This window comes from Pseudomonas abietaniphila, assembly GCF_900100795.1.
Taxonomy (GTDB): domain Bacteria; phylum Pseudomonadota; class Gammaproteobacteria; order Pseudomonadales; family Pseudomonadaceae; genus Aquipseudomonas; species Aquipseudomonas abietaniphila.
Genome location: NZ_FNCO01000006.1, coordinates 347,971 through 373,316, shown reverse-complemented (window position 1 = coordinate 373,316; position 25,346 = coordinate 347,971). Strand labels below are relative to the sequence as shown.

Below are 25,346 nucleotides of genomic sequence, written 5' to 3'. Positions count from 1 at the left end.
GTTGAGCAATTAGAAGCCGGGCTCGACGAGTACATCCATTACTACAACCACGAGCGGATCAGCATGAAGCTCAACGGCCTCAGTCCGGTACAATTCCGAGACCAGATAATGAGTCTGTAATTTGTCCAACTTTCGGGGGTCAGTTCACGAAGGCGGAACAGTTTGGACGTTAGGACAAACCAAGCCCTCAGCGTCACCCCAAATAGCGGAAATGCACACCATCCAAGCTCGCACTCACAACTGCGATGCAGGACGTAGATCCTCGAACAACCCTTATTGCATAGCAGTGCGCCCACCGTTTCAATCACCTTCAACAGAGGCACCGAAGCAGACGCGGTCTGCTTTTCTTGCCGCATCCAACTTGCCGCTTGCGGTTGCTTCACGACCGTTGAGCCCCCTTCATCAAAATGTCATGCAACTGTGGCAGCGCGCTTGGGAAAACTTCATCAGACTCGCGGCTTACTGGGGTTCTGCGTTTCGGTGTTTTTCATGCGGGTTTTATTTTTCCTGGCTGCGCTTTTGTGCAGCTTGCCGTCTTTTGCGGCTTCTCGATGCGATGTCAACGTTCCCACGCAAGTGGCCGAGCTCGATGAGGTGCACCTGGCGTATCAAAGTATCGGTCGAGATTCGGACCCGGCGCTGCTGCTGGTCATGGGGCTGGGTGGCCAGCTGATTCACTGGCCGGACGAGGTCGTGGTCGCGCTGTGTCAGCAAGGTTTCCGGGTCATTCGCTACGACAATCGCGATGTCGGTCTGTCGACGTGGGTCCAGGCGCCTGCCACCGCGAACCTGACGTACGAAGTGCTGCGCTACAAGATCGGCCTGCCGGTGTCGGCGCCGTATTCACTGACCGACATGGCCCAGGACGCCGTGGGGCTGATGGACGCCCTGCACGTTCAGCGCTTCCATGTGCTGGGCGCAAGCATGGGCGGGATGATCGCGCAGCATCTGGCGGACATGGCGCCCAAGCGTGTCGAAAGCCTGACCCTCATCATGACCAGTTCCGGCGCACCCGGTTTGCCGATGCCAAGCCCTGCGCTGTTGCAACTGCTCGCGCGTCGTGGGGCGCCCGATCGCCAGACAGCGCTCGAACAACAAGCCGATTTGCTGGCGGCACTGGGCAGTCCGGAAGTTAAGGATGATCGGCAAAAGCTGTTGCAGCAGGCGGCCATTTCCTACGATCGTGCGTTCAATCCTGAAGGCGTGAAGCGGCAGATTCTGGCGATACTCGCCGAACCCAGCCGCGTCGAATTATTGAACCGCCTGCGCGTTCCGACGCTGGTGGTGCACGGTACCGCCGATCCGCTGTTGCCGGTGATGCACGGCATTCATGTTGCCGCGCATATCCAGGGCAGCCAGTTGAAGCTGATCCCGGGGCTGGCGCATCGTTTCCAGGAAGCCTTCAAGGCCCCGTTGCTCGCTGCCGTGTTGCCTTACCTGCGTGAGCATCGTGAGGACGCGTCGCACGTGGCGGCACTTTGAAGCCGGCACACTGAGGGTTATGGGTAGACCGCATTCGCTGCCCTCGTAACCTCGGACGTCTCCTACAGGGACCGCGTCGTTCGGCTGCTTCGGGGTGTTTCAGGGATTTACGGTGTCTGAACGTGATGCGCAGTTCGCTGCCCTCGTAACCTCGGACGTCTCCTACAGGGACCGCGTCGTTCGGCTGCTTCGGGTTGTTTCAAGGCTTCACTGTGTTTGAACGTGATGCGCCGTATGTGTAGGAGCGCGCTTGCCCGCGAATGAGGCGTGTCCGACGCCATCACCGTCATTGACGCGCCGCGATCGCGGGCAAACGCGCCTACAGGTTTGTGCCTGAGCCTGATCGGCGTATCGTGGCGTTTTTCCTCTTTTGCATGAGGCTGCCATGAGCACTCCGCTGAAAATCGATTTCATCTCCGACGTTTCCTGCCCGTGGTGCATCATCGGCTTGCGGGCGCTGGATCAGGCGCTTGAGCACCTGGGTGATGAAGTCCAGGCGCACATTCACTTCCAGCCGTTTGAGCTCAACCCGAAGATGGTCCCTGAAGGTCAGGAAATCTTCGAGCACATCGCCGAGAAATACGGTTCGACGCATGAGCAGTACCAAGCCAATGCCGAAAACATTCGTGAGCGCGGCGCGGAACTGGGGTTTGTCTTCAAACCGGGAGACCGCCGGATCTACAACACCTTCGACGCGCATCGCCTGCTGCATTGGGCTGAGCTGGAAGGCAAGCAACAGGCGCTGAAAGAGGCGCTGTTCACGGCGTATTTCAGCCAGCACGCCGATGTGTCCAGCCATAAGGTGCTGGCGGACGTCGCGCAGAAAGTCGGCATGGACCGTGTCCGGGCCGAGGCGGTCCTGGCGTCCGACCAATACGCCGCCCAGGTGCGCGAGCTGGAAGAGCTCTGGGTCACGCGCGGTGTCAGCTCGGTGCCGACCATCGTCTTCAACGACCAATACGCCGTGACCGGGGGGCAGCCGGTTGACGTGTTTGTGGGGGCCATTCGTCAGATCATCAGCGAACAGTCGAGTGTCGTTAATGCCGACGAATGATGAGCTACGCTGACTGACGCGTTCGCGAGCAGGCGCGCTTCCACAGGGCTCCTCGTTGCCCGGGTGAGGGCGAGCCTGCTCGCGACGCACTGCAACCGCTGTCACACATTTCCAACCCTCGTTAAAAAAACCGCTTGCTCCCATCCACCTCTTTCGGATATCAATTTGTACATGATTAGACAGGTTCGATTTGACAAGAAAAAACGCGTGGTCGATGAGCTCGCCCGTCGCATTGAAACCGGCCAGATGGGTTCCGGTGAGCTGCTGCCAGGCGAAAACCTGCTAGCCCAGGAATTCAACGTCAGCCGCGGCACCCTGCGCGAGGCGCTGTCCGAACTCAAACGCCGTAATTACATCGCGACCCAGACGGGCGTGGGTTCGATCGTGACCTACGACGGGATTTCCCTGGATCAGCGCGCGGGTTGGGCGCAGGCACTGGCTGACACTGGCGCTCGGGTCAGCACTGAAATCCTGCGGCTGGTTGCCGTGCAGCGTCCTGATCTTGAGGGCCGCTTCGGCACGGCGGATTACATTGCGCTGGATCGCCGTCGCACGGCGGCGGACGGCAGTGTGGTGTCGCTTGAGCGCGTCTTGATCCCGGCCATGAATGGCCTCGAAAACCTGCCCCGCGACGGGCTTATCGATGACTCGTTGACCGTGACACTGGCGGCTCATGGGTACGTCGGTGATCGCGGCGACCAATGGATCGGCGCGGAGCCGTTGAGCAACGACGATGCCGCGCTGATGCTGCGCGAACCCGGCTCGGTGTTTCTCAAGGCGACACGGACCACGTTCGACCGGCGACACCGTTTCATGGAGCACGTGGAAAGCCTTCTGGATCCCGTGCATTTTCGTCTTCACCTGGCTTTTGGATCGTCTACATGACCGCATTGATCGACATTCGCGACCGCGCGCTGGCCGCTTTTTACGGCCTGGCCCTTGGCGATGCGTTGGGTATGCCCACGCAGTCGTTGAGTCGCGAGCAGATCAAGCAACGCTTTGACTGCATTACCACGCTCACCGCTGCCGATGCCGACCAGCCCATCGCCCCGAACATGGTGGCCGGCTCGATCACGGATGACACCGAGCAGGCGGTCCTGGTGGCGGAGCTGCTGATTGCCGGCGGCGGACGCATTGAGCCGTCTGACCTGGCGCAGAGCCTGATCGACTGGGAAGTGGTCATGCAGGCCAAAGGCTCGCAAGACCTGCTTGGCCCGTCCACCAAGCGCGCCATTGAAATGATTCTGGCAGGCCACAGCCCTGAGGAGTCAGGCCGTTTTGGCACCACCAATGGCGCCGCCATGCGCATCACGCCGGTCGGCATTGCCGCTGATGTGCAGGAAGAAGCGCAGTTTGTCGAGTCGGTGATGCAGGCGTGTCAGGTGACCCACAACACCACCCTTGGCATTTCCAGTGCCGCCGCCGTCGCGGCGGTGGTGTCGGCGGGCATCAACGGCGTCAGCCTCAGTGATGCGCTGGACATCGCCGTGCGCATTGCGCAACGCGCCGAGCGTCACGGTCACTGGATTGCGGGCGGTCGCATCGCGTCGCGGATCGTTTGGGCGAAAAAGCTCTGCGCCGACTGCAGCAATGACCAACTGCCTGAACTGATCTACGACGTGATCGGCACGTCAGTGGCCTCGCAGGAATCGGTGGTGGCCGCTTTCGCGCTGGCACATCAGGTCGCGTCGGGTCAGCTGACGGCTTTCGATGCCGTCTGCATGGCCGCAAGCCTGGGCGGTGACACCGACACCATCGCCGCGATTCTTGGCGCGATGCTGGGTGCATGCCAGGGCATGAGCGCCTGGCCGACCGAGTTGATCGAACGGATCAAGACCGTGAACGGGCTCGAACTTTACCCAGTGGTCGAGCATTTGCTGTCCCTGCGTGCGGTCTGACCGACGCTGGCAAACTGAACTGACAAGCGGAATTAAATAAGAGACACCCCCATTGCCCCTGATCACAGCGGCGATCCGGAGCCTTTTACTGTCCAGACCGGACACCGAAGGCGTCCTGCGACACGGATGTCACTTGCGTTGCGTACTGCCCACAACCAGAACAAATGGCAACAGGAGCATTTCCCATGACGTCATCCAACGCCGCTCAAGGCGCAGGACAGCTTGAAACACGCGGCATCGAGCCGGTTCCGGAAAACGAGTGCAACGGGCATCCGCTGCAACTGTTCTGGGTCTGGTTCGCCGCTAACATCAGCATTCTCGGCTTGCCGCTGGGCGCGACACTGGTGGCCTTTCGCGGTCTGTCGATCGGGCAGGCAATCATCGTGGCAATTCTTGGGGCGGCAGGCTCCTTTGCCGTGGTAGGTGTGATTTCCATTGCAGGGCGTCGCGGTCGCGCGCCGAGTCTGACCCTCTCTCGCGCCATCTTCGGGGTGCGCGGCAACATCGGTCCTACCATCGTTTCGCTGATGTCCCGTCTGGGCTGGGAAACCGTGAACACCACCACGGCGGCGTTCGTGCTGCTGTCGTTGTGCTCGATCCTGTTCGGCACGGCGGTCGAGGCGAAAAACTCGCCGGGCCTGACGTTGCTGTTCATCGCGATCTTCGTGCTGATGACCCTGACCGTCTCGGGTCTGGGCCACGCCACTTTGCTGGTCATCCAGAAATGGGCGACCTACATTTTTGGTGCGCTGAACGTCATTGTCGGGGGCTTCCTGATCGCACACATCGACTGGACGGCGGTGTTCAACGCCGCGCCAGCCCCGCTGAGCGCGATGATCATCGGCGTCGGCACCATGGCTGCGGGCACCGGGATCGGCTGGGCCAACGCAGGTGCTGACATGTCCCGTTATCAGCACGGCAGCGTCAAGGCCACTCGCCTGGTTGCCTCAGCCGCGTTCGGCGCGGGCATTCCGCTGGTATTGCTGATCACCCTTGGCGGTCTGTTGTCGGTCGGCAACGATCACCTGGCCTCGGCGACCGACCCGATCATCGCGATCCGCGAACTGCTGCCGACCTGGATGGCCGTTCCTTACCTGATCACAGCATTCGGCGGCCTGCTGCTGTCGAACAACCTGTCGGTGTACTCGGCGGGCCTGACCACACTGACCCTGGGGCTGAAGATCAAGCGCGTTCACGCGGTGATCGTCGACATCGTGGCGATCTTCGCCGGCTCGATTTATTTCATGCTGATAGCCGACAGCTTCTACGGCCCGTTCATCACCTTCATCTCGATGCTGGCCGTGCCGATCACGGCGTGGGTCGGGATCTTTGTGGTCGACCTGATTCATCGCCACTACTATTCCGCCAAAGACCTGATGGACGTGTCGCCCCGCAGCGCCTATTGGTATCGCGGCGGTATCGAATGGCGAGCGCTGGGTGCGTGGGCACTGGCGATCGTGCTGGGCTTCAGCTTCACCACCGTCGCGACCACGCCGGAAAACGTGCTGTTCAAGGGCTTCCTGTCTGATTCCTGGTTCGGCCACAACGGCTTGGGCTGGATCGTGACCTTCGTGGTCGCTGGCGGCCTGTATGCGTTGCTCGGCGGTTCCCGCGACCGCCGTGTCGTCACCAAAGAGGCTGCTCATGCCCGCTAGATTGCTGTACACCGGCCAGGTCGTGGTGGACCTGGTCATGGCGCTCGATGCCTTGCCGCGCTCGGGGGGCGATGTGCTTGCCCGCTCGGCGACGTTCGAGACCGGCGGTGGTTTCAACGTCATGGCCGCGGCCTGCCGTAACGGCCTGCAGACGGTCTATCTTGGTCGTCACGGCACCGGCCGCTTCGGCGACCTGGCCCGTGGGGCGATGACCGCCGAAGGCATTGAAATCGCTACGCCAGGTTCGGACGATCAGGACACGGGCTTGTCGGTGGCATTGATCGAACCCTCCGCCGAGCGATCTTTCATCTCCTACGTCGGCGCGGAGGGCGGCTTGTCCCGCGACGACCTGCACAGCGTGGCAGTGCAGCCCGACGACTATGTGTTCGTGAGCGGTTACAGCCTGCTGCACAAGCATAAAGTGTCGGCCTTGCTGAGCTGGCTGGCTGAGTTGCCGAAGGGCGCAGGCGTGGTGTTCGACCCGGGGCCGCTGGTCAATTCACCGGACAGCGCCGAGATGCAGGCCGTGCTGCCGATGATCACGCTGTGGACCAGCAACTGCGAAGAGGCGTTGCGTTTCACCGGCTGCGAGGCGATTGCCGATGCGCTGGAGCAATTGTCGAGGTGGTTGAATCAGGGCGCATTGATCGTGGTGCGCGACGGCCCGCAAGGTTGCTGGATTCGTCAGGGAAGCAACGCGCAACACGTGGGCGGTTTTCCGGTCACGGCCATCGACACCAATGGTGCGGGCGATGCCCATGCCGGTGTGTTGCTGGCCGGGTTGGCGGCAGGCCTTTCTGCGGAAACGGCCGCTGTGCGCGCCAATGCGGCGGCGGCGATTGCGGTTACACGCTGGGGCCCGGCCACCGCGCCAAAGGCTGCGGAGGTGGATGAGTTGATTGGAAAGACGCTCCTGGGGGATTGAGGTCAACCCAACCCGTACTTCTTGACCTTGTCGAACAGTGTGGTCTTGGCCATCCCAAGCTCATGGCTCGCCTGACTGAGATTTCCGCCGCTGCGCTGCAAGGCTTCAGTGAGCAGGTTCTTCTCGAAGGCTTCGACGGCCTCGGAAAAGCCCAGGCTCTGACTGGCCGCCGTCAGCCCTGACTTCTTGAACGCCGGAAGGCCCAACGCGTAACGTTCGGCGACGTTGCGCAGTTCGCGGACGTTGCCGGGCCAGTCGTGGCTCATCAGTGCAGACATCGTCTGCGGGTCGAGCTGTGGCGGTTCACGGTCGAAACGCAGTGAGGACAACTGCAGGAAGTGCTCGAACAGTTGCAGGATGTCTTCTCGACGTTCGCGCAAGGGCGGCAGCTCCAGGGTCACCACGTTGAGGCGGTAATACAGGTCGCTGCGAAACTGGCTGGCTTTGCTCAGTTCATCGAGGTCGGACTTGGTGGCCGCGATCACCCGGCAATCGACGGCCACGCTCTGGTTGGAACCCAGTCGCTCCAGCGTGCGCTCCTGCAAGACCCGCAGCAGCTTGATCTGCAGATTGATCGGCATGCTTTCGACTTCATCAAGGAACAGCGTGCCGTTGTGAGCGTGTTCGATCTTGCCGATTCGACGCTTGCCCGCGCCCGTAAAGGCGTTGGCTTCATGGCCAAAAATTTCACTCTCGAACAGGTTTTCCGGCAGGCCGCCGCAGTTCAGCGCAACGAACTGACTGGCGTGACGCCGACTGAAATCATGCAGGCAGCGGGCAACCAGCTCTTTGCCGGTGCCGGTTTCGCCTTCGATCAGCACGTTGGCCGAGGTGTCGGCGACGTTGGCGATCAACGCGCGCAGGTTCTGCATGGCCGCCGAACGGCCGATGATCTTGCCTTCAAGCGAGTCGCGCTCAGCCAGTTGCCGACGCAGCGACCAGACTTCCCGCGCCAGCCCGCGTTGTTCCAGCGCGCGTCGGGCAACATCCACCAGGCGTTCGGGGGAGAAGGGTTTTTCCATAAAGTCGTACGCGCCATCGCGCATCGCGCCGACGGCCATCGACACGTCACCATGGCCGGTGATCAGCACCACTGGCAATGTGCGGTCACGTTCCTTCAGGCGTTTGAGCAGCTCAAGGCCGTCAATGCCTGGCAGACGAATATCGCTGATGACGATGCCGGCAAAATTGTCGCCGACCAGCGCCAGCGCCTCTTCGGCGCTGCCGACGCCCTGACTGTGGATGTCTTCCAGCGCGAGCGCCTGCTGGCAGCCGAGCAGAACATGGGGATCGTCTTCGACGATGAGGACGGTCAGTTCAGTGTTCATGTGCAAATCCAATCCATCAGCGTTGCCTTCATCGCGAATGAATTCGCTCCCACAGAAAGAATGCAATCCTCTGTGGGAGCGGATTCATCCGCGAAAAAATGGCCCGGTCGGCGACTTTCCGGGATGTGATTCATATGATCGGAGCCCCGCTGTTAACCAACGGCAAAATCAGCACGAACATCGTGCCCCCTTCAGCCGGGTCTTCAGCGTTGAGGCTGCCACCTGCGGCAGCGGCAAGACTGGCTGACAGCGTCAGGCCCAACCCCAGACCCTGCTCGCCGGGCTTGGTGGTGAAAAACGGTTCGAACAGGTGCTTGCGTGCTTCGGCGTCAATGCCATGGCCGTTGTCGCGAACACGCACGCGATATCGGCCCTCGAACAGGTCGCCTTCGAGCCACAGCACGGGCAGCGGTTGTGCCTGCATGGCGTCCAGCGCGTTGCCGATCAGGTTGACCAGAATCTGTTCAAGGCGGGTTTGATCGATTGCCAGTTCGACATCGTCGATCTGCTGATGCAGATCCAGGGCGCTGGCTTCCAGGCGTCCGGCCAATAACTGCAAGGCCGCTGCAACGGCCTTGCCCAACGACGCCTGACCTTTGTCTTCGCCGCGTCGGGCAAAGGCCCGCAGGCTGGCGGTGATTCGGCCCATGCGGTCGACCAGATCGTTGATGGTTCGCAGGTTGGTGCTGGCGATGTCCAGCGCGCCGCGCTCGATAAACCGCACGGTGTTGCCGGACAGCGTGCGCAATGCTGCCAGCGGCTGGTTGAGTTCATGGGCGATGCTGGTGGACATCTGCCCGATGGCGGCGAGCTTGCCGGCCTGAACCAGTTCGTCTTGCGCCTGGCGCAGGGTTTCCTCCGCCTGACGTCGTTCACGAATCTGGCCCTTGAGGCGCTCGTTGCTGGCGCGCAAGTCGGCGGTGCGTTCGGTAATCCGACGTTCCAGTTCGTTGTTGGCTTGCTCAAGGGCCTCACGCGCGGCGAGGCGGGTGGAAATCACCTTGCGGCGCTCGTTCCAGGCGATCAGCAGGAACGCCACCAGCGCACAGGCAACGGCCACCAGCATGCCTTGATTGGCCGCTTCGCGACGCAGGTCTTCCAGCGGTGTCAGCAAGGTCAGGTGCCACGGCGTGTCGGCCAGGTCGCGGGTCTGCGCCAGATAACTCACCACGGTGTGTTCATGGTCGACGCTGCTGTTGGCGGGGAAGGTCAGCTTCTCGACGCCGTCGGCGATTGATTCGCGCTCAAGCGGCACCAACTCGTTCAGCGGCCACCAGTAATATTGCAGGCTGCGCGCCAGCCGCTCTTTGACTTCGGCGGTCAGCGGACGAACCGATTTCAGGCGTCTGGCCGGGTCGCTGGACAGGATGATGATGCCGTTCTCGTCACTGACGAACGCTTCCAGGCGCGCACGTTGCCAGCGTTCTTCGAGGGCTTCCAGGCGTACTTTGATCACTGCCACGCCGATGATCTTGCCTTTCTCTTCCAGCCCGTGCGCCAGGTAATAGCCGGGCTCGCCGGTGGTGCTGCCGATGCCGTAGAACCGACCGGGCAGACCGCGAATGGCGTCCTGGTAATACGCGCGGAAGGACAGGTCTTCGCCCAGATAACTGTCGGCGTCACGCCAGTTACTGGTGGCCAGCACGCGGCCGGTGGTGTCGAGCACATAGATAGCGCGGCTACGGCTGCGACGGTTCAGGCCTTCGAGGTAGTCGTTGACCTTGGTTCTCAATTCCGGCGACGGGTCGTTGAGCAGGTCAGAGACATTGGATTCGAGCTCCAGCACGCTGGGCAGGTAGTTGTACTTGTTGATTTCGCTTTCGACGGTCCGGGCGTGCAGCTCAAGCTGACGTTCACCGTTCTCGCCCAGTGCCTTGATGCCGTTCTTTTCGCTGTACAGATAGGTGACATAGCCCAGCGCGATCATCAGCAGGATGACCAGTGGCGGCAGGAACAGGTGGCGGATCAGGCGGGGTTTCACGGCAAGTGATGGCGGCGCGCTAAGAGGGGGATCGCATTTCATCACAGTCGTCCTGGACCGACCAGCCGCTCGTGTCATTGATGTCGACACGAGGGGCGGGAGGGTTTTTTGCCCTTTTGAGGCATTGTCTCTAACTAAAAGTGGCTGCGCTCGGCCATGCGGCGTTAAAAACAGGCTCGCAATGCTCATTGAGGTGTCTCAACTGCGCTTGCTCGCCTGTTTTTGCCTTGCCTGACCTTCGCTCGCCGACTTTTCGAAAAGATCCTTTAATGTTGCAGGATTTTGTTGAGGAAGTGCTGGGCACGTTCGGAGCGTGCGTTGACGTCACCGAAAAACTCTTCCTTGGCGCAGTCTTCGACGATCTGGCCTTTGTCCATGAAGATCACACGGTCGGCCACTTTGCGAGCGAAGCCCATTTCGTGGGTGACGCACATCATGGTCATGCCTTCGTGGGCCAGTTGCACCATCACGTCGAGCACTTCGTTGACCATTTCCGGGTCAAGCGCGGAAGTCGGTTCGTCGAACAGCATGACCACAGGGTCCATCGCCAGCGCGCGGGCAATCGCCACACGCTGCTGCTGACCACCGGACAGTTGGCCGGGATGTTTGTGTGCATGCGCCGACAGGCCAACGCGCTCCAGCAATTGCAGGCCTTTCTTGGTGGCTTCTTCCTTGCTGCGACCCAGTACCTTGATCTGCGCGATGGTCAGGTTCTCGGTAATGGTCAGGTGAGGAAACAGCTCGAAGTGCTGGAACACCATGCCGACGCGCGAACGCAGTTTCGGCAGATTGGTTTTAGGGTCTGCGATGGAGGTGCCGTCGACCACGATGTCGCCTTTCTGGAACGGCTCCAGCGCGTTCACGCACTTGATCAGGGTCGATTTGCCCGAACCCGATGGGCCACACACCACGATCACTTCGCCTTTTTTGACCTCGGTGCTGCAATCGGTCAGCACCTGGAAGTCCCCATACCACTTGTTGATATTTTTGATGGAAATCATACGGCTAACCTTTTCTGCATGAGCTTGACCAGGCGCGAGGCGACGAAGCTGATCGTGAAGTACACAAGACCTGCGATAACCAGGAACTCATTGGAGCGACCAATGATGTCGCCGCTGGAGCGGGCCGAGTTGAGGAAGTCCACCAGACCGACCGTGTAAACCAGCGAGGTGTCCTGAAACAGGATGATGCTCTGCTGAAGCAGCAGCGGGGTCATCTTTCGGAACGCTTGCGGCAGGATGATCAGGCGCATCATCTGGCTGTACGTCATGCCCAGCGCTTGCGCCGCGCCCATCTGGCCACGGGAGATCGATTGCACACCGGCACGGACGATTTCGCAGAAGTACGCGGCCTCGAACATCATGAACGCCACGACGCAGGAGGTGAACGCGCCGATCGGGGTGTCCTGGCCGGTAATCCAGCGCAGCACGAACGGCACTGCCAGGTAGAACCAGGTGATGACCAGCAGCAGCGGGATCGAGCGGAAGTAGTTGACGTAAGCGCCCGCGATATTGGCCATCAGCTTGCTCGACGACAAACGCATCAACGCCAGAATCGTACCGATGATGATGCCGCCGACCACGCCCATGACCATCAGCTGCAAGGTCATGAGCATGCCGTTCCACATGCCGGGAATGGCGGGGATGATTCCAGAGAAGTCCATTATTTACCTCCCACGGAGATCAGGCCCGGCACCGCGACTTTCTTCTCGATCAGGCGCATGAGCAGCATCAGGCTCATGTTCAGGGTGAAGTAGATCAGGGTGGCGAGGGTGAAGGCTTCGAACAGGTTCGCGGAGAACTCGGCGGTCTGCTTGGTCTGCGCGAGCAGCTCCATCAGGCCGATCAGCGAGGCCACGGACGAGTTTTTGAACACGTTGAGGAATTCGGAGGTAAGCGGCGGAATGATGATCCGGTAGGCCTGCGGCAGCAGCACGTTCCAGTAGATCTGAGGCAGCTTGAAACCCATGGCGCGCGCGGCGGATTCCTGGCCGGGCGGCAGCGCCTCGATACCGGTACGCACTTGTTCGCACACCCGTGCGGCGGTGAACAGGCCCAGGCACACGACAACACTCAGGAACGCCGAGGTGGTCGGGTTGAGGTCTTGCTTGTACCACTCCTGCATGCCTTCAGGCAGCAGATCAGGCACCAGGAAGTACCAGATAAACAGCTGAACCAGCAGCGGCACATTACGGAAGATTTCCACGTAGGCCGTGGCAATGGCCGAAACGATGCGGTTAGGCACCGTGCGCATGACCCCGAGCACCGAGCCCAGGAGTAACGCGATGATCCAGGCGGCAACGGCAATTGCGATGGTCCAGCCCAAACCGGAAATGTACCAGTCCAGATAGGTCTCGCTGCCAATGCCAGTGGACTTGAAGAACACGCCCCAGTCCCAGTTGTAATTCATCAGGGTCTCCCCTCTGATCGATCGTTATGCACGCATACGCTTGGTAGCGGCTCCCGGGAAAAGCCATGGGCTTTCCCGGGAATCAGGCTTCTACGTTTTTATGATGTGCGGTGAAGGGCTCAGGCCTTCTTTTCGTCCGCCGCAGGTTTGACTTCTGGCGCAGGCTTATCGGTTGGGTTGGCGATCAGCTCTTTGACTTTGTCACTCATCGGGAAATTCAGGTTCAAGCCTTTAGGTGGAATCGGGCTCTCGAACCACTTGCTGTAGATCTTGTTGATTTCGCCGGATTTGTAGAGGCTGATGATCGCGTCATCGACGGCTTTCTTGAACTCAGGGTCTCCTTTGCGAACCATGCAGGCGTACGCCTCAAAGGATTGTGGGGTGCCTGTGATGACCCAGTTCTTGGGCTCCTTGGCCTTGGCTTCCTCACCGGCCAACAGGGCGTCGTCCATCATGAAAGCGACAGCACGGCCGCTCTCCAGCATCTGGAACGATTCGCCGTGGTCTTTGGCGGAGATGACATTCATGCCCATCTGTTTGTCGGCGTTCATAGCCTTGATCAGGCGCTCGGAGGTGGTGCCTGCGGTGGTGACGACGTTCTTGCCCTTCAGGTCGGCGAAATCGCTGTAGCTTGGTTTGCCATCTTTGTCTTTCTTGACCAGCAGACGTGTGCCGATCTCAAAGATGTTGACGGTGAAATCTACTTGTTGCGCACGCTCGGCATTGTTGGTCGTCGAACCACATTCAATGTCCGCGGTGCCGTTTTGAATCAATGGAATACGGGTTTGCGAGGTGACCAGGTTGTACTTGACGTTCAGGTCAGGCTTGTTCAGGTCTTTCTTGATCGCATCAACGATGGCCATCTGAATGTCGTGCGAGTAGCCGACCGGCTTGCCGGAAGCGTCAGCGATGTAAGAGAACGGAATAGAGGAGTCGCGGTGAGCGAGAGTGATGGTGCCGGAATCGTTGATTTTCTTCAGAGTGCCGGTCAGTTCGGCGGCGAAAACCGGGGTGCTGATCAAAGCGGCAGCGATGGCTGCGCCCAGGATGTGGGGAACGATACGCATCTGTGAATCCTCGACTTTGTTTTTTTTATGGGTCCGGGTTGGACGGCCCTATCGGTTTCAGAACGCTACAACGGCGGCCCATACAGGCGGCACGCTACATCGGAGCAATCGTGAATGAGTGTAGAGCATGAGTCATGCCAAGCACGTGACAGAGAATAAGCGTCTGAATTTAAAGGATATTTATTTGTGGTCTGACGCTGGCAGGCATTTCCGTGTCCGGGATGCCGAATGGGGAGGGGAGTTTCGTTCGGAAATCCGAATGGTGGTGGGGCTGGCGCATCAAACTGTAGGAGCGCGCTTGCCCGCGATTGTGGCGGCGAGATCACACATCTGTGCCGTCAGGCCGATTTTTCGCGGGCAAGCGCGCTCCTACAAAGGTTTGCGATCACTTATGCAGCTTCAATAGCACCTTTATTGCGAGACACCTTGTCGAGGTACGCCTGCACGTTCTGCTGTTCCTCCGCCGTGGTGAACAGACCCAACTTGGTCCGGCGCCACAGAATGTCTTCGGCCTTGGTCGCCCATTCTTCGCTGCACAGGTAATCCACTTCGCGACTGTAGAGACCGCCGCCCAGGTATTCGCCCATGTCCGCTGCGCCTTGAACGCCCTCAACGATCCGCCAGCTGCGCGAGCCGTAGGTGATCGCCCAGCGGTTGGCGATGTCTGCGCTGAGCCAGTTGCAGCGCTGCTGCAGTTCGGCGGCCAGTGCAGCCGGTGTGGTCATGTTTTCGCCGCCAGGCAGACTCGCTTTCGCCGTCCAGCTCGGCTTCATCTGCGTGAAAAACGGTGCCAGTTGCTGCATCGCCGATTCAGCCAGTTTTCGGTAGGTCGTCAGCTTGCCGCCGAACACCGACAGGATCGGTGCTTCCTCGGCACTGCCTGACAGCGACAGCGTGTAGTCACGCGTGATCGCCGACGGGTTGTCCGATTCATCGTTGCAAAGCGGACGCACACCCGAATAGGTGCGGATGATGTCGTCGCGGCTGAGCTGCTTCTTGAAATGTTCGTTGACGATCTTCAGCAGGTAATTGGTTTCGCCTTCGGTGATCGCCACTTTCGACGGATCGCCGGTGTATTCGCGGTCGGTGGTGCCGATGATGGTGAAGCGTTCCAGATACGGAATGGCGAAAACGATTCGCTGATCTTCGTTCTGCAGAATGAATGCGTTCTCGCCTTCATACAGCTTGGGCACGATCAGGTGACTGCCTTGAATCAGGCGGATCCCGTATTGCGACTCCAGTTTCAGGTCTTCGCGAATGAACTTGGCGACCCACGGTCCAGCCGCGTTGACCAGCGCCTTGGCACGGATCGAAAACAGGCTGCCGTCGGCACGCTCCATGTTCATGTGCCATAACCCGCCGCTGCGGCGAGCGCTTAGGCAGCGTGTCTGGGTGTGGATGTGTGCGCCTTTCTCGCGGGCGGCCATGGCGTTGAGCACAACAAGACGTGCGTCGTCGACCCAGCAATCGGAGTATTCGAAACCGCGCGTGATCGAGCTGTTCAGCGGGCTGTCAGCGCCGAAACGCAGGTTTTTCGACGCAGGCAGTTTTTCGCGTTTGCCCAGGTGGTCGTACAGAAACAGGCCTGCCCGGATCATCCACGCAGGGCGCAGGTGCGGGCGGTGGGGCAACACAAAACGCATCGGTTTGACGATGTGTGGCGCTTTTTCAAGCAGCACTTCACGTTCAGCCAGGGCTTCGCGGACGAGGCGGAATTCATAGTGTTCGAGATAGCGCAGGCCACCGTGGATCAGCTTGCTGCTGGCTGACGAGGTATGGCTGGCCAGGTCGTCCTTCTCGCAAAGGAACACCGACAGGCCGCGTCCCGATGCATCTGCCGCAATCCCGACACCGTTGATGCCACCACCGATCACAGCGATGTCATAGACCTCGGAGAGAGGCGGGGTGGGCAAGTTGGAATGGGCCATCGGGGCCTCCTGTCTGAATTCGATCACGCCTGGCATTCGCTAAAGGCGAATTCGAACATTTATGTTCATTTTCGAAAATAGTAACGCAATAACGAGCACCCGGCCACTCGGTATTGATTGAAAATACTGATGGGAGGGGCAAGAAAGGAACAAAAACGAACATGGAGGAGGGAGGTTGGCGGGTAAAGGCAGACAGGCGCCGGACGTGTGGGAGCGAACTCAATTGCGAGACGCCGTTACATTCGTGAGCTATTCGTCGGCTGGAAAATCTTTTGCGAAGGAAGTCGCTCTCACAGGGTGAGAGCGCAAACGCAACGGTATGTTTAAACCACTTCCAGCCGAATCTTGTTCTGCGTGAGCAGTTGCGCCAATGCAGGCACCGGCGCCTGATCGGTCACCAGGCAGTCGATCAGGGTGATCGGGCCCAGGCGGACCATGGCGTTACGCCCGAACTTGCTGGAGTCGGCCGCCAGAATCACTTGGCGCGCATTGGCGATGATCGCCTGAGAAACGCGCACTTCCTGGTAGTCGAAGTCCAGCAGGCTGCCGTCTTCGTCGATCCCGCTGATACCCACCAGCGCGAAGTCGACTTTGAACTGTGTGATGAAATCCACGCTCGCCTGACCCACCACGCCGCCGTCGCGACGCACATTGCCACCGGCCAGCAACACCTCGAAATCGTCCTTGCCACTGAGGATCGACGCCACATGGAGGTTATTGGTGATGATCTTCAGGTGGTTATGGTTGAGCAGGGCGCGCGCAATCGATTCGGTGGTGGTGCCGATGTTGATGAACAACGAGGCGTGATCAGGGATCTGCGCGGCAATCGCTTCGGCGATGCGCTGCTTTTCGTCGCGCATCTGGTCGGCACGCATGGCGTACGCGGTGTTCTCGATGCTGGAGTCGTAAGCGGCACCGCCGTGATAGCGACGCAGCAGGTTCATTTCCGCCAGCTGGTTGATGTCGCGCCGGATGGTTTGCGGCGTCACGACAAACAATTGGGCCATTTCTTCGATGCTGACGTAGCCGCGCTCACGGACCAGCTCGAGGATCTGCTGTTGACGGGGTGGCAGATTCATTTTTTTTCCTTCGGGCAAGGGCGCTCATGATGCCGCAGGCAGCCATTACCTGTCAGCCGGAAAAAGAATCTCAAGGATCGGGGCGATCAAAACCTGTGGGAGCAAATTCATTCGCGAGAGGCCAGTAGATTCGATAGAGGTCTATCGGATGTACCACAGCATCGCGAATGAATTCGCTCCCACAGTTAGACCGGTCCAGCAACAGAGTCGCAGTGGGGCAGGTTACTCCGCGTCTTCGTGCGGCTCCCAGTCGCGAGTACGGTCCACGGCCTTGCGCCATCCTGCGTACAGCTTCTCTTTTTCGGCATCGTCGCACTGCGGCTCGAATTTCCGCTCGATGACCGCTTTGTCCTTCAACTCGTCCAGCCCGCTCCAGAACCCGATGGCCAGGCCCGCCAGGTAGGCCGCACCCAGCGCCGTGGTCTCGCGCATTTTCGGGCGTTCCACCGGCGTGCCGAGAATGTCGGCCTGGAACTGCATCAGGAAGTTGTTCGCCACCGCGCCACCGTCCACGCGCAGGGCTTTCAGGGGTTCGCCTGCGTCTTGCTGCATCGCGTCCAGAACATCGCGGGTTTGATAGGCGATGGATTCCAGCGCAGCACGAATGATGTGATCGACCTTCACGCCACGGGTCAGGCCGAACAAGGCGCCGCGCGCGTACGGGTCCCAATAGGGTGCACCGAGGCCGGTAAAGGCCGGGACCAGGTACACGCCGTTGCTGTTTTTCACTTTGGTCGCGAAATATTCGGTGTCCATGGAGTCATTGACGATCTTCAGCTCGTCTCGCAGCCACTGCACGGTCGAGCCGCCATTGAATACCGCGCCTTCCAGCGCATAAGCCACTTCGCCACGCGGGCCGCAGCCGATGGTGGTGAGCAAACCGTGGTTGGATTTGACGGCTTTCTTGCCGGTGTTCATCAGCAGGAAACAGCCGGTGCCGTAGGTGTTTTTCGCCTGACCCGGCTCCACACACATCTGGCCGAACAGCGCCGATTGCTGGTCGCCAGCGATGCCCGCGATGGCAATGCCGCTTTTACTGTGGCCATAGACCTCGGAGGAGGATTTGACCTCGGGCAGCATTTCCCGTGGAACGTCGAGCACGTCCAGCATCCGCTGATCCCATTCCAGGGTATGGATGTTGAACATCATTGTGCGCGAGGCGTTGGTGTAGTCGGTGACATGAACCTTGCCGCCGGTGAATTTCCAGATCAGCCAGCTATCGACCGTGCCGAACAACAGTTCACCACGGCGCGCGCGCTCGCGGCTGCCTTCGACGTGATCCAGAATCCACTTCAGTTTGCTGCCGGAAAAGTACGGGTCGATCACCAGACCGGTAGTGTCCTTGATGTAGTCCTCAAGACCATCGCGCTTGAGCTGCTGGCAGATCTCGGTGCTGCGTCGACATTGCCAGACCACCGCATTGTAAATCGGTCGGCCGCTCTCTTTTTCCCATACCACCGTGGTTTCACGCTGGTTGGTGATGCCGATGGCGGCGATCTGGTTGTGATGCAGGTTGGCCTGGGCCAGGACTTTGGTCATGCAGGCCGTCTGGGTCGCGAAGATTTCCATCGGGTCGTGTTCGACCCAGCCAGGCTGCGGGTAATGCTGAACGAACTCGCTCTGGGCAGTGCTCACCACGTTGGCGTCGCGGTCGAAGATGATGGCGCGAGAGCTCGTCGTACCTTGATCGAGGGCGATGATGTAATTCTTGTTGTCGTTATCGGTCATGTCGGTGGCCTGGTGATAAAGCGGGTATCCGGGAACTGCCATCAGTTTACGTGCGAAATCGCGTTCAGTGCGCGGGTGGCATTGCCGATGATGGCTGAATATTCGTATTCGAAAAAATATAGACGTAAACGAACCTTGTCAAAGGTCGAAAGCGAACCAGGGTGAGTTTTACACGCCCACCCGTTTTTACGGCTCGCCGCCTTGTCCGGCTAAGGCGTTTCGACGGCGGATGGCCTAAAGTAATGGCATTGAATACCCAACCTCCCGGTCGTCTGGAGTGCTGCATGACCCCCGCATTGGATTTACTGAAAAAGGTTCGCGCCGAACACCGTGTACACAGTTACGAGCACGACCCCAAAGCCGCGTCCTACGGTCTGGAAGCCGCAGAAAAGCTGAAGTTGCAACCCGCTCAAGTGTTCAAAACGTTGTTGGCCAGCACGGAGAAGGGTGAGCTGCTGGTGGCGGTCGTTCCCGTCGTGGGATCGCTGGATCTCAAGGCGCTTGCCCATGCTGCGGGCGCCAAGAAGGCAGAAATGGCTGACCCGGCCGCGGCGCAGCGTGCCACCGGTTATTTACTGGGTGGCATCAGTCCGTTGGGGCAGAAGAAAAGACTGCGAACGTTCATTGATGAGACCGCTCAACCGTTCGCGACCATATTTGTCAGCGCTGGTCGACGCGGGCTTGAGGTTGAGCTGTCGGCCGCGGTACTTGCACAACACACCCAGGCAACATTCGCTCAGATTGGTCGTGAATGATCCGCAGGCATGGTCAGAAATGCCTGAGGCCTTCACGCAGTGACCCTTTACAGCGACCAGAGTAGGGCGCTGCCGGACATCAACGATTGGGGACGCCTTCCATGCAGCTTGAATTTCATCAGGTCGACGCTTTCAGCGATCGGTTGTTCGCGGGCAATCCTGCGATGGTCTATCGCCTCGATGCCTGGCTGTCGGATGAGCTGATGCAGCACATTGCGACCGAACATAACCTGTCGGAAACCGCCTTCGTGGTGCGTGAGGCCCAGGGTTGGCATATCCGCTGGTTTACGCCGACCCACGAAGTGCCGCTCTGCGGGCACGCGACGCTGGCCAGCGCCCATGTCCTTTTCGAGGTCTATGGCGAGACAGCCGACACCATCGACTTCGTGGGCAAATCAGGTCCTCTGAGTGTGACGCGAGAAAATGGACGCCTTCTGCTGGATTTCCCGGCGATGCCTCCCAGCGAAGTGGGCGTCACGGTGGACGTTGAGCGTGCGCTGGGAACCGAGATCGTGGATGTGCTCGGATCGGCGGAGTTGCTGGTGGTGCTGGAGTCCGAGCAGGCGGTTCGGGAATGCAAACCCGACTTCGCTGCGATTGCCCGACTGCCCTGGCCCGGGGTGATCGTCACCGCCAAGGGCGATGGCGAACGCTACGATTTCGTGTCCCGGTATTTCGCCCCGGCCATAGGCATCCCGGAAGACCCGGTGACCGGCTCGACGCATTGCAGCCTGATTCCTTACTGGTCAGCCCGGTTGAACAAGTTCAGCCTGACGGCCTATCAGTGCTCGGCGCGTGGTGGCGAGCTGTTTTGCCGCCTGGAGGGGGATCGAGTGAAGATCGGCGGACATGCGGCGCTGGTGGCGAGCGGAACGTTAAGCTTGGGGTGACCGTCACTTTTCGCCAAGACACATGACCTGTGGAAGTGAGCAAGCGCACTCCCACAGGGATACCATTCTCATCAATGAATGGGGAGCTCTCAGCCCTTCACATCCTGATGCACCGGAACACTGCCGGCCGCCGGGAATAACACCAGATGCTCGGCTGACACGCGGATGCCGACTTCTTCCCCGACGCCGAAATCCGCATGGCTCGGAAACAATGCTTCCAACAGCGTGCCGGTGGGTAATTGCAGGCGATATGACGTCGCTGCGCCCTGAAAGGTCTTGCTCGCCACCCGGGCTTTCAATGCGCTGTCCGGGGCATGCACGATATCGTCGGGACGCAACAGCACCTCCGTCGGCATGCCGCGCACGCCCCGATAGGCCCGGTTGCCACGCAGCACGCCCAGTTCGGTTTGCACGGACTCGCTGTCGATCAATTGACCACGAATGAAATAGCCCTGCCCGACGAAGCTTGCGACGTAAGGCGTGGCGGGTTCGTGATAGAGGTTGTAGGGCGTGTCCCACTGCTCGAGCCGCCCCTCTTTGAACACACCCACGTGATCGCTCACGGCGAAGGCTTCTTCCTGATCGTGTGTCACCAGGATCGCACTGGTGCCGCGCGCTTTCAGGATGTCGCGAACTTCATGGCTCAAGCGCCGACGCAGTTCGCCGTCGAGGTTGGAGAAAGGTTCGTCGAGCAACAGCAACTGCGGCTCAGGCGCCAGTGCGCGGGCCAGGGCAACGCGTTGTTGCTGGCCTCCGGAAAGTTCGTGAGGGTGACGTTTGCCCAGCGCCCCGAGATTGACCAGCTCCAGCATGTCGCTGACCACTTGGGTCAGGCGAGGGTGATTGCGGATGCCGAACGCGATATTGTCGGCAACGGTCAGGTGCGGGAACAGCGCGTAATCCTGAAACACCATGCCGATCCGGCGTTTCTCCGGGGCAAGGGTAAAACCGGCTTTGGAGATCACGTCTCCGGCCAGCACGATTTCGCCTTCCTGCACCGGCTCGAAGCCGGCAATGGCACGCAGTGTCGTGGTTTTGCCGCAGCCCGAGGAGCCCAGCAGGCAACCGATGTCACCCGCATTGAGGTGCAGATTCAGGTTCTGCACCACCCGCTGACCCTGATAGCCGCAGGCGAGGTTGCTCAGTTTCAGCAGCATGGGATCACTCAAGCAGGTTGGTAGGCTGGCGCCACGAGAAACTCCAGCAGCGCCTTCTGCGCATGCAGGCGGTTCTCTGCCTGATCCCATGCGACCGAACGTACATCGTCGAGCAGGTCTTCACTGATTTCTTCGCCACGGTGGGCGGGCAGGCAGTGCATGAACAACGCATCGTCCGCGGCCAGATCCAGCAAGGCGCGGGTGACCTGGAAAGGTTTGAAGAGGGCGATACGTTTGGCGGTTTCTTCTTCCTGGCCCATGGAGGTCCAGACGTCGGTGCTGATCAGGTGCGCGCCTTTCACCGCTTCACGCGGGTCGCGGGTCAGGGTGACGCGATCACCGGCCAGTGCCATGAACTGCGGGTTGGGTTCGTAGCCTTCCGGGCAGGCCACACGCAGCTGGAAGTCGAACTGGATCGCGGCCTCTATATAGCTGTTACACATGTTGTTGCCGTCGCCTATCCAGGCCACGGTCTTGCCTTTGATCGAGCCCCGGTGCTCAAGGAAGGTTTGCATGTCGGCGAGCAGTTGGCAGGGGTGCAAGTCGTCCGACAGACCGTTGATGACCGGCACGCGGGAATTGGCGGCGAACTCGGTAAGGTTGCTGTGCGCGAAGGTACGGATCATGACCGCGTCGACCATGCGCGACATCACGCGTGCACCGTCGGCAATCGGCTCGCCTCGGCCTAGCTGGGTGTCCCGAGGCGACAGAAAAATAGCCTGACCGCCCAGTTGAATCATGCCGGCTTCGAACGAAACACGGGTACGAGTCGAAGATTTCTCGAAGATCATCGCCAGCACGCGTCCTCTCAGCGGCTCGAAGAGCACGCCTCGATTCCGCAGGTCCTTCAGCTCAATGCCGCGACGAATCATGCCGACGAGCTCATCCGGCGTGTAGTCCATCATCGAGAGAAAGTGCCTTGCGCTCATCATTAACTACCTTGTCTGCAACAGACCGCAGATCCTCAAAGCCGGGTTTTATCGGGAAAACGGGCGAGACCTGCGGCAAAAGCCGCACGGGGCGACGAATAGGGAAGGCGCGAGGGTATAAGAAAATGTCGCCTCGTGCCAAGGGCCGCGCTCAGGGAAAGTGTTCGTCAGACGTTCGGTCGCCGGAAAGTGGCGCGTTCAGTACGCTTTTCATGTAACGAAGTGCTACAGTTGCGTACACGCGGAGGCACTTAGCCATCTTCGTCTGTCGGGTCGGTCGTCTTTTTACACCTTCGCATTGCGCGGTGGCAATTACTGCCGATTCCGTAACAGTTTCAAATGGCTGCAGAACCTTATGCGACATGCTTCACGCCGCGGAAACCCGGACGTTTCCTGATGCACTGGTGTGGGTTATAAAGGCCGCTTATGTCCTCCAAAAGGGGTGGGGAATGGATTCAAAAGAGAAACAACTGACGGAACTGCTCGGGCTCACCGCCCGCACCCTCACGCACCTCACTGCTTCCATGACATCGATGTCGTTCGAGCTGATGCGCAGTGAGGACGAAGTGACACGCTCGGCAGGTCGTCGGATGATTGATCGTATGGCGACAATCAGCGCTGGCCTGGATGACCACTGGCGTTTGATCGGTGAGCTCACCGGCGTTCAAGTGTCACAGGAACAGGTCGAAACCGTTCACGAGATTCAGATGCAGCGTAAGGTCGTAACGCCCATTGGCGGTTCGGCTTCCTGAGTCTTTTCACGCACGTCCCTCTTTTTCGCTCAGGTGAGCTATCGGCTCGCCTGATGCTGTCCGATTCACGGCACTGACGTTTCTGGCGAAGTGCCGCGCCAGGCTCCATAGTTTTGTTTCCGCGATCACGCTGATCGCCATACAAAAATATGAGACTGGCGATGACCAAGACTCTCCACCACCGTGCCTGTCACCTGTGCGAGGCCATTTGCGGCCTGACCATCGAAACCACCCGCGACGACGACGAATCGGTGCGTATCAGTTCGATCAAGGGCGACGCGCAAGACACCTTCAGTCGAGGGCATATCTGCCCCAAGGCGGTGGCGCTGCAAGACATTCAGAACGACCCTGATCGTCTGCGTCAGCCCATGCGCCGTATCGGTGATCAATGGCGGCCTATTGAGTGGGATGCGGCCTTTGAGCTGGTCGCCGAACGGTTTCATGACATCCAGCAGCGTCACGGGCAGAACGCCGTCGCCGTGTATCAAGGCAATCCCAGCGTGCACAACTACGGGCTGATGACCCACAGCAATTACTTTCTCGGTTTGCTCAAGACCCGCAATCGTTTCTCCGCGACGTCGGTGGACCAATTGCCGCATCACCTGACCAGCTACCTCATGTATGGCCACGGCTTGCTGCTGCCCATCGCGGACATCGATCACACCGATTTCATGCTGATCCTGGGCGGCAATCCGCTCGCGTCCAACGGCAGTATCATGACCGTGCCTGACGTCGAGAAGCGCTTGAAGGCCATTCAGGCCCGCGGCGGCAAGGTGGTGGTGGTCGATCCTCGTCGCAGCGAGACAGCCGCCATCGCCGATCAACATGTGTTCATCCGCCCCGGCGGCGATGCGGCGCTGTTGTTCGGTCTGTTGCACACGCTGTTCGCAGAAGGGCTGACGCGTGAGAGCCACTTGCCTGTCGATGGCCTGGAGGAGGTGCGCGCCGCCGTTGCCCCTATGGATGCCGACGCCATGAGCCTGCGCTGCGGTGTCCCGGCTGAGCAGATTCGACAACTGGCAAGGGATTTTGCCGGTGCCAACAGCGCGGTGTGTTATGGGCGCATGGGCATTTCTACCCAGGCATTTGGAACGGTCTGCCACTGGCTGGTGCAACTGATCAACCTGGTGACCGGCAATCTCGACCGCGTCGGCGGGGCCTTGTGTACGGAGCCCGCGCTGGACTTGGTGGCTTCCACCTCGGGTGGCGGATTCAATCGGTGGCAGAGTCGCGTATCCGGGCTGCCGGAATACAACGGTGAATTGCCTGTCTCGACCCTGGCAGAAGAAATGCTGACCGAGGGAGAAGGGCAGGTGAGGGCGCTGATCACGGTTGCCGGCAACCCGGTGTTGTCGACGCCTAATGGTCGTCGCCTCGATCAAGCGCTGGAGGGGCTGGAGTTCATGGTCAGCATCGATCTCTACATCAACGAAACCACGCGCCACGCCGATCTGATACTGCCCTCTACGTCCGCACTGGAGAACGATCACTACGACACGACCTTCAACATGTTCGCGGTGCGCAACGTCACGCGTTTCAACCGCGCCATTCTGGCCAAACCCGACGGCGCGCTGCACGACTGGGAGATTTTTGTGGGCCTGGCCAAGGCCTTCGCCTCGAAAACCGAGCGGGAACTGAAGCCGACGATACCGCCTGCTCATATCGTGGATCGTGGTCTGCGTGCAGGGTTCTACGGGGACACGTCGGCGTTCAAGCTGTCGTTGGAAACGCTTTACGATCATCCCCACGGCCTGGACCTCGGCGCGCTGAAACCCAACCTCGCGGCACGGCTGCGGACCGCCAATCAGCGTATACATGCCGCGCCGGAGGTGATCGTCGCCGACCTCGTTCGCTTCGCAACGCTGCCCACGCCGCAAAGCGATGAGTTGTTGCTGATCGGACGCCGCCACGTGCGGAGCAACAATTCGTGGATGCATAACTATCACCGCTTGGTCAAAGGCAAGCCACGGCACCAGTTACTGATGAACCCGGACGATCTGACCCGCCGAGGTTTGTGCGATGGGCAGCGAGTTCGCGTCAGTTCGCGGGTCGGCATGATCGAGGTGGAGGTGATGGGCAGCACGGACATGATGCCGGGCGTTGTGAGCCTGCCGCATGGTTGGGGGCATGGGCGTCCCGGCGTAAAAATGGACATTGCTCGCGATCAGCCGGGAGAAAGCGCCAACGACCTGACCGACGAACGGCAGATGGACGCCGTGTCCGGCAACGCTGCGCTGAACGGGGTTCCGGTGACTGTCGCGGCGGCATGACGCTCATCATATTTATCGGGTCGATTAAAGCCAAGACCGAGCGTTACGCTAGGGATTCC

At 59.9% G+C, this 25,346-nt stretch carries 22 protein-coding genes; 11 read left to right on the top strand and 11 right to left on the bottom strand.

What is annotated here, in order from left to right:
• From BLS87_RS14500 to BLS87_RS14470, 7 genes are all read left to right on the top strand, one after another.
• On the top strand, positions 1-120 hold a 120-nt coding region (locus BLS87_RS14500; RefSeq protein WP_143024383.1), incomplete at its 5' end, for an IS3 family transposase.
• A gap of 369 nt (positions 121-489) precedes the next feature.
• The gene (locus BLS87_RS14495; protein WP_074753165.1) at positions 490-1,482 is read left to right on the top strand and encodes an alpha/beta fold hydrolase; all 993 of its coding nucleotides are present in this window, start codon (positions 490-492) and stop codon (positions 1,480-1,482) included.
• Positions 1,483-1,867: 385 nt separating this feature from the next.
• Positions 1,868-2,536, top strand: a complete 669-nt coding sequence (locus BLS87_RS14490) for a DsbA family oxidoreductase (RefSeq protein ID WP_074753164.1) — start codon at positions 1,868-1,870, stop codon at positions 2,534-2,536.
• 171 nt (positions 2,537-2,707) lie between these two features.
• Complete coding sequence (locus BLS87_RS14485) at positions 2,708-3,421, top strand: GntR family transcriptional regulator (RefSeq protein WP_074753163.1); 714 nt, start codon at positions 2,708-2,710, stop codon at positions 3,419-3,421.
• Positions 3,418-4,434, top strand: coding sequence for an ADP-ribosylglycohydrolase family protein (locus tag BLS87_RS14480; protein WP_074753162.1), 1,017 nt, complete (start codon positions 3,418-3,420; stop codon positions 4,432-4,434). The genes BLS87_RS14485 and BLS87_RS14480 overlap by 4 nt, the downstream gene beginning before the upstream one ends.
• Before the next feature lie 185 nt (positions 4,435-4,619).
• On the top strand, positions 4,620-6,089 hold the full coding sequence (locus tag BLS87_RS14475; RefSeq protein ID WP_074753161.1) for a purine-cytosine permease family protein: 1,470 nt from the start codon (positions 4,620-4,622) through the stop codon (positions 6,087-6,089).
• Complete coding sequence (locus tag BLS87_RS14470) at positions 6,079-7,014, top strand: PfkB family carbohydrate kinase (RefSeq protein ID WP_074753160.1); 936 nt, start codon at positions 6,079-6,081, stop codon at positions 7,012-7,014. Before BLS87_RS14475 ends, BLS87_RS14470 begins: the two co-directional genes overlap by 11 nt.
• A gap of 2 nt (positions 7,015-7,016) precedes the next feature.
• On the opposite strand, the gene aauR is transcribed toward BLS87_RS14470, so the two are convergent.
• From aauR to glpK, 9 genes are all read right to left on the bottom strand, one after another.
• Positions 7,017-8,342, bottom strand: coding sequence for a two-component response regulator AauR (gene aauR, locus BLS87_RS14465; RefSeq protein WP_074753159.1), 1,326 nt, complete (start codon positions 8,340-8,342; stop codon positions 7,017-7,019).
• A gap of 130 nt (positions 8,343-8,472) precedes the next feature.
• The gene (gene aauS, locus BLS87_RS14460) at positions 8,473-10,365 is read right to left on the bottom strand and encodes a two-component sensor histidine kinase AauS (RefSeq protein WP_074753158.1); all 1,893 of its coding nucleotides are present in this window, start codon (positions 10,363-10,365) and stop codon (positions 8,473-8,475) included.
• Between the two features lie 224 nt (positions 10,366-10,589).
• Positions 10,590-11,324 (bottom strand): amino acid ABC transporter ATP-binding protein, encoded by a 735-nt coding sequence (locus BLS87_RS14455; RefSeq protein ID WP_062388030.1) that lies wholly within the window; start codon positions 11,322-11,324, stop codon positions 10,590-10,592.
• Positions 11,321-11,989 (bottom strand): amino acid ABC transporter permease, encoded by a 669-nt coding sequence (locus BLS87_RS14450; protein WP_208605167.1) that lies wholly within the window; start codon positions 11,987-11,989, stop codon positions 11,321-11,323. The genes BLS87_RS14455 and BLS87_RS14450 overlap by 4 nt, the downstream gene beginning before the upstream one ends.
• On the bottom strand, positions 11,986-12,732 hold the full coding sequence (locus BLS87_RS14445; RefSeq protein ID WP_074753156.1) for an amino acid ABC transporter permease: 747 nt from the start codon (positions 12,730-12,732) through the stop codon (positions 11,986-11,988). The genes BLS87_RS14450 and BLS87_RS14445 overlap by 4 nt, the downstream gene beginning before the upstream one ends.
• 119 nt (positions 12,733-12,851) lie before the next feature.
• The gene (locus BLS87_RS14440) at positions 12,852-13,799 is read right to left on the bottom strand and encodes a glutamate/aspartate ABC transporter substrate-binding protein (RefSeq protein ID WP_074753155.1); all 948 of its coding nucleotides are present in this window, start codon (positions 13,797-13,799) and stop codon (positions 12,852-12,854) included.
• A 389-nt stretch (positions 13,800-14,188) separates the two neighbouring features.
• Entirely contained in the window at positions 14,189-15,727 is a 1,539-nt protein-coding gene (gene glpD, locus BLS87_RS14435) for a glycerol-3-phosphate dehydrogenase (protein WP_074753154.1), read from the bottom strand.
• A gap of 323 nt (positions 15,728-16,050) precedes the next feature.
• Positions 16,051-16,806 carry a DeoR/GlpR family transcriptional regulator gene (locus BLS87_RS14430; RefSeq protein WP_037012305.1) on the bottom strand — a complete coding sequence of 252 codons (756 nt, stop codon included), beginning with the start codon at positions 16,804-16,806 and terminating at the stop codon, positions 16,051-16,053.
• 222 nt (positions 16,807-17,028) lie between these two features.
• Complete coding sequence (gene glpK, locus BLS87_RS14425; protein ID WP_074753184.1) at positions 17,029-18,534, bottom strand: glycerol kinase GlpK; 1,506 nt, start codon at positions 18,532-18,534, stop codon at positions 17,029-17,031.
• 284 nt (positions 18,535-18,818) lie between these two features.
• On the opposite strand from glpK, the gene ybaK reads away from it, so the two are divergent.
• Together ybaK and BLS87_RS14415 are read left to right on the top strand one after the other, a co-directional pair.
• Positions 18,819-19,289 carry a Cys-tRNA(Pro) deacylase gene (gene ybaK / locus BLS87_RS14420; protein WP_074753153.1) on the top strand — a complete coding sequence of 157 codons (471 nt, stop codon included), beginning with the start codon at positions 18,819-18,821 and terminating at the stop codon, positions 19,287-19,289.
• Between the two features lie 101 nt (positions 19,290-19,390).
• Positions 19,391-20,179, top strand: coding sequence for a PhzF family phenazine biosynthesis protein (locus tag BLS87_RS14415; RefSeq protein ID WP_074753152.1), 789 nt, complete (start codon positions 19,391-19,393; stop codon positions 20,177-20,179).
• A gap of 89 nt (positions 20,180-20,268) precedes the next feature.
• Here BLS87_RS14415 and BLS87_RS14410 read toward each other — a convergent pair whose 3' ends face one another.
• On the bottom strand, positions 20,269-21,348 hold the full coding sequence (locus BLS87_RS14410) for an ABC transporter ATP-binding protein (protein WP_167362063.1): 1,080 nt from the start codon (positions 21,346-21,348) through the stop codon (positions 20,269-20,271).
• Positions 21,345-22,265: an ornithine carbamoyltransferase gene (argF, locus tag BLS87_RS14405; RefSeq protein WP_143024381.1), complete on the bottom strand. Its 921-nt coding sequence runs from the start codon at positions 22,263-22,265 to the stop codon at positions 21,345-21,347. Before argF ends, BLS87_RS14410 begins: the two co-directional genes overlap by 4 nt.
• Before the next feature lie 449 nt (positions 22,266-22,714).
• Between argF and BLS87_RS14400 the strand changes: the two genes are divergently transcribed.
• A complete protein-coding gene (locus BLS87_RS14400) occupies positions 22,715-23,017 on the top strand; it encodes a hypothetical protein (RefSeq protein ID WP_062387999.1) in 303 nt (100 codons plus the stop codon).
• Between the two features lie 161 nt (positions 23,018-23,178).
• A complete protein-coding gene (locus tag BLS87_RS14395) occupies positions 23,179-25,287 on the top strand; it encodes a molybdopterin oxidoreductase family protein (protein ID WP_074753149.1) in 2,109 nt (702 codons plus the stop codon).
• Positions 25,288-25,346: the final 59 nt, after the last annotated feature.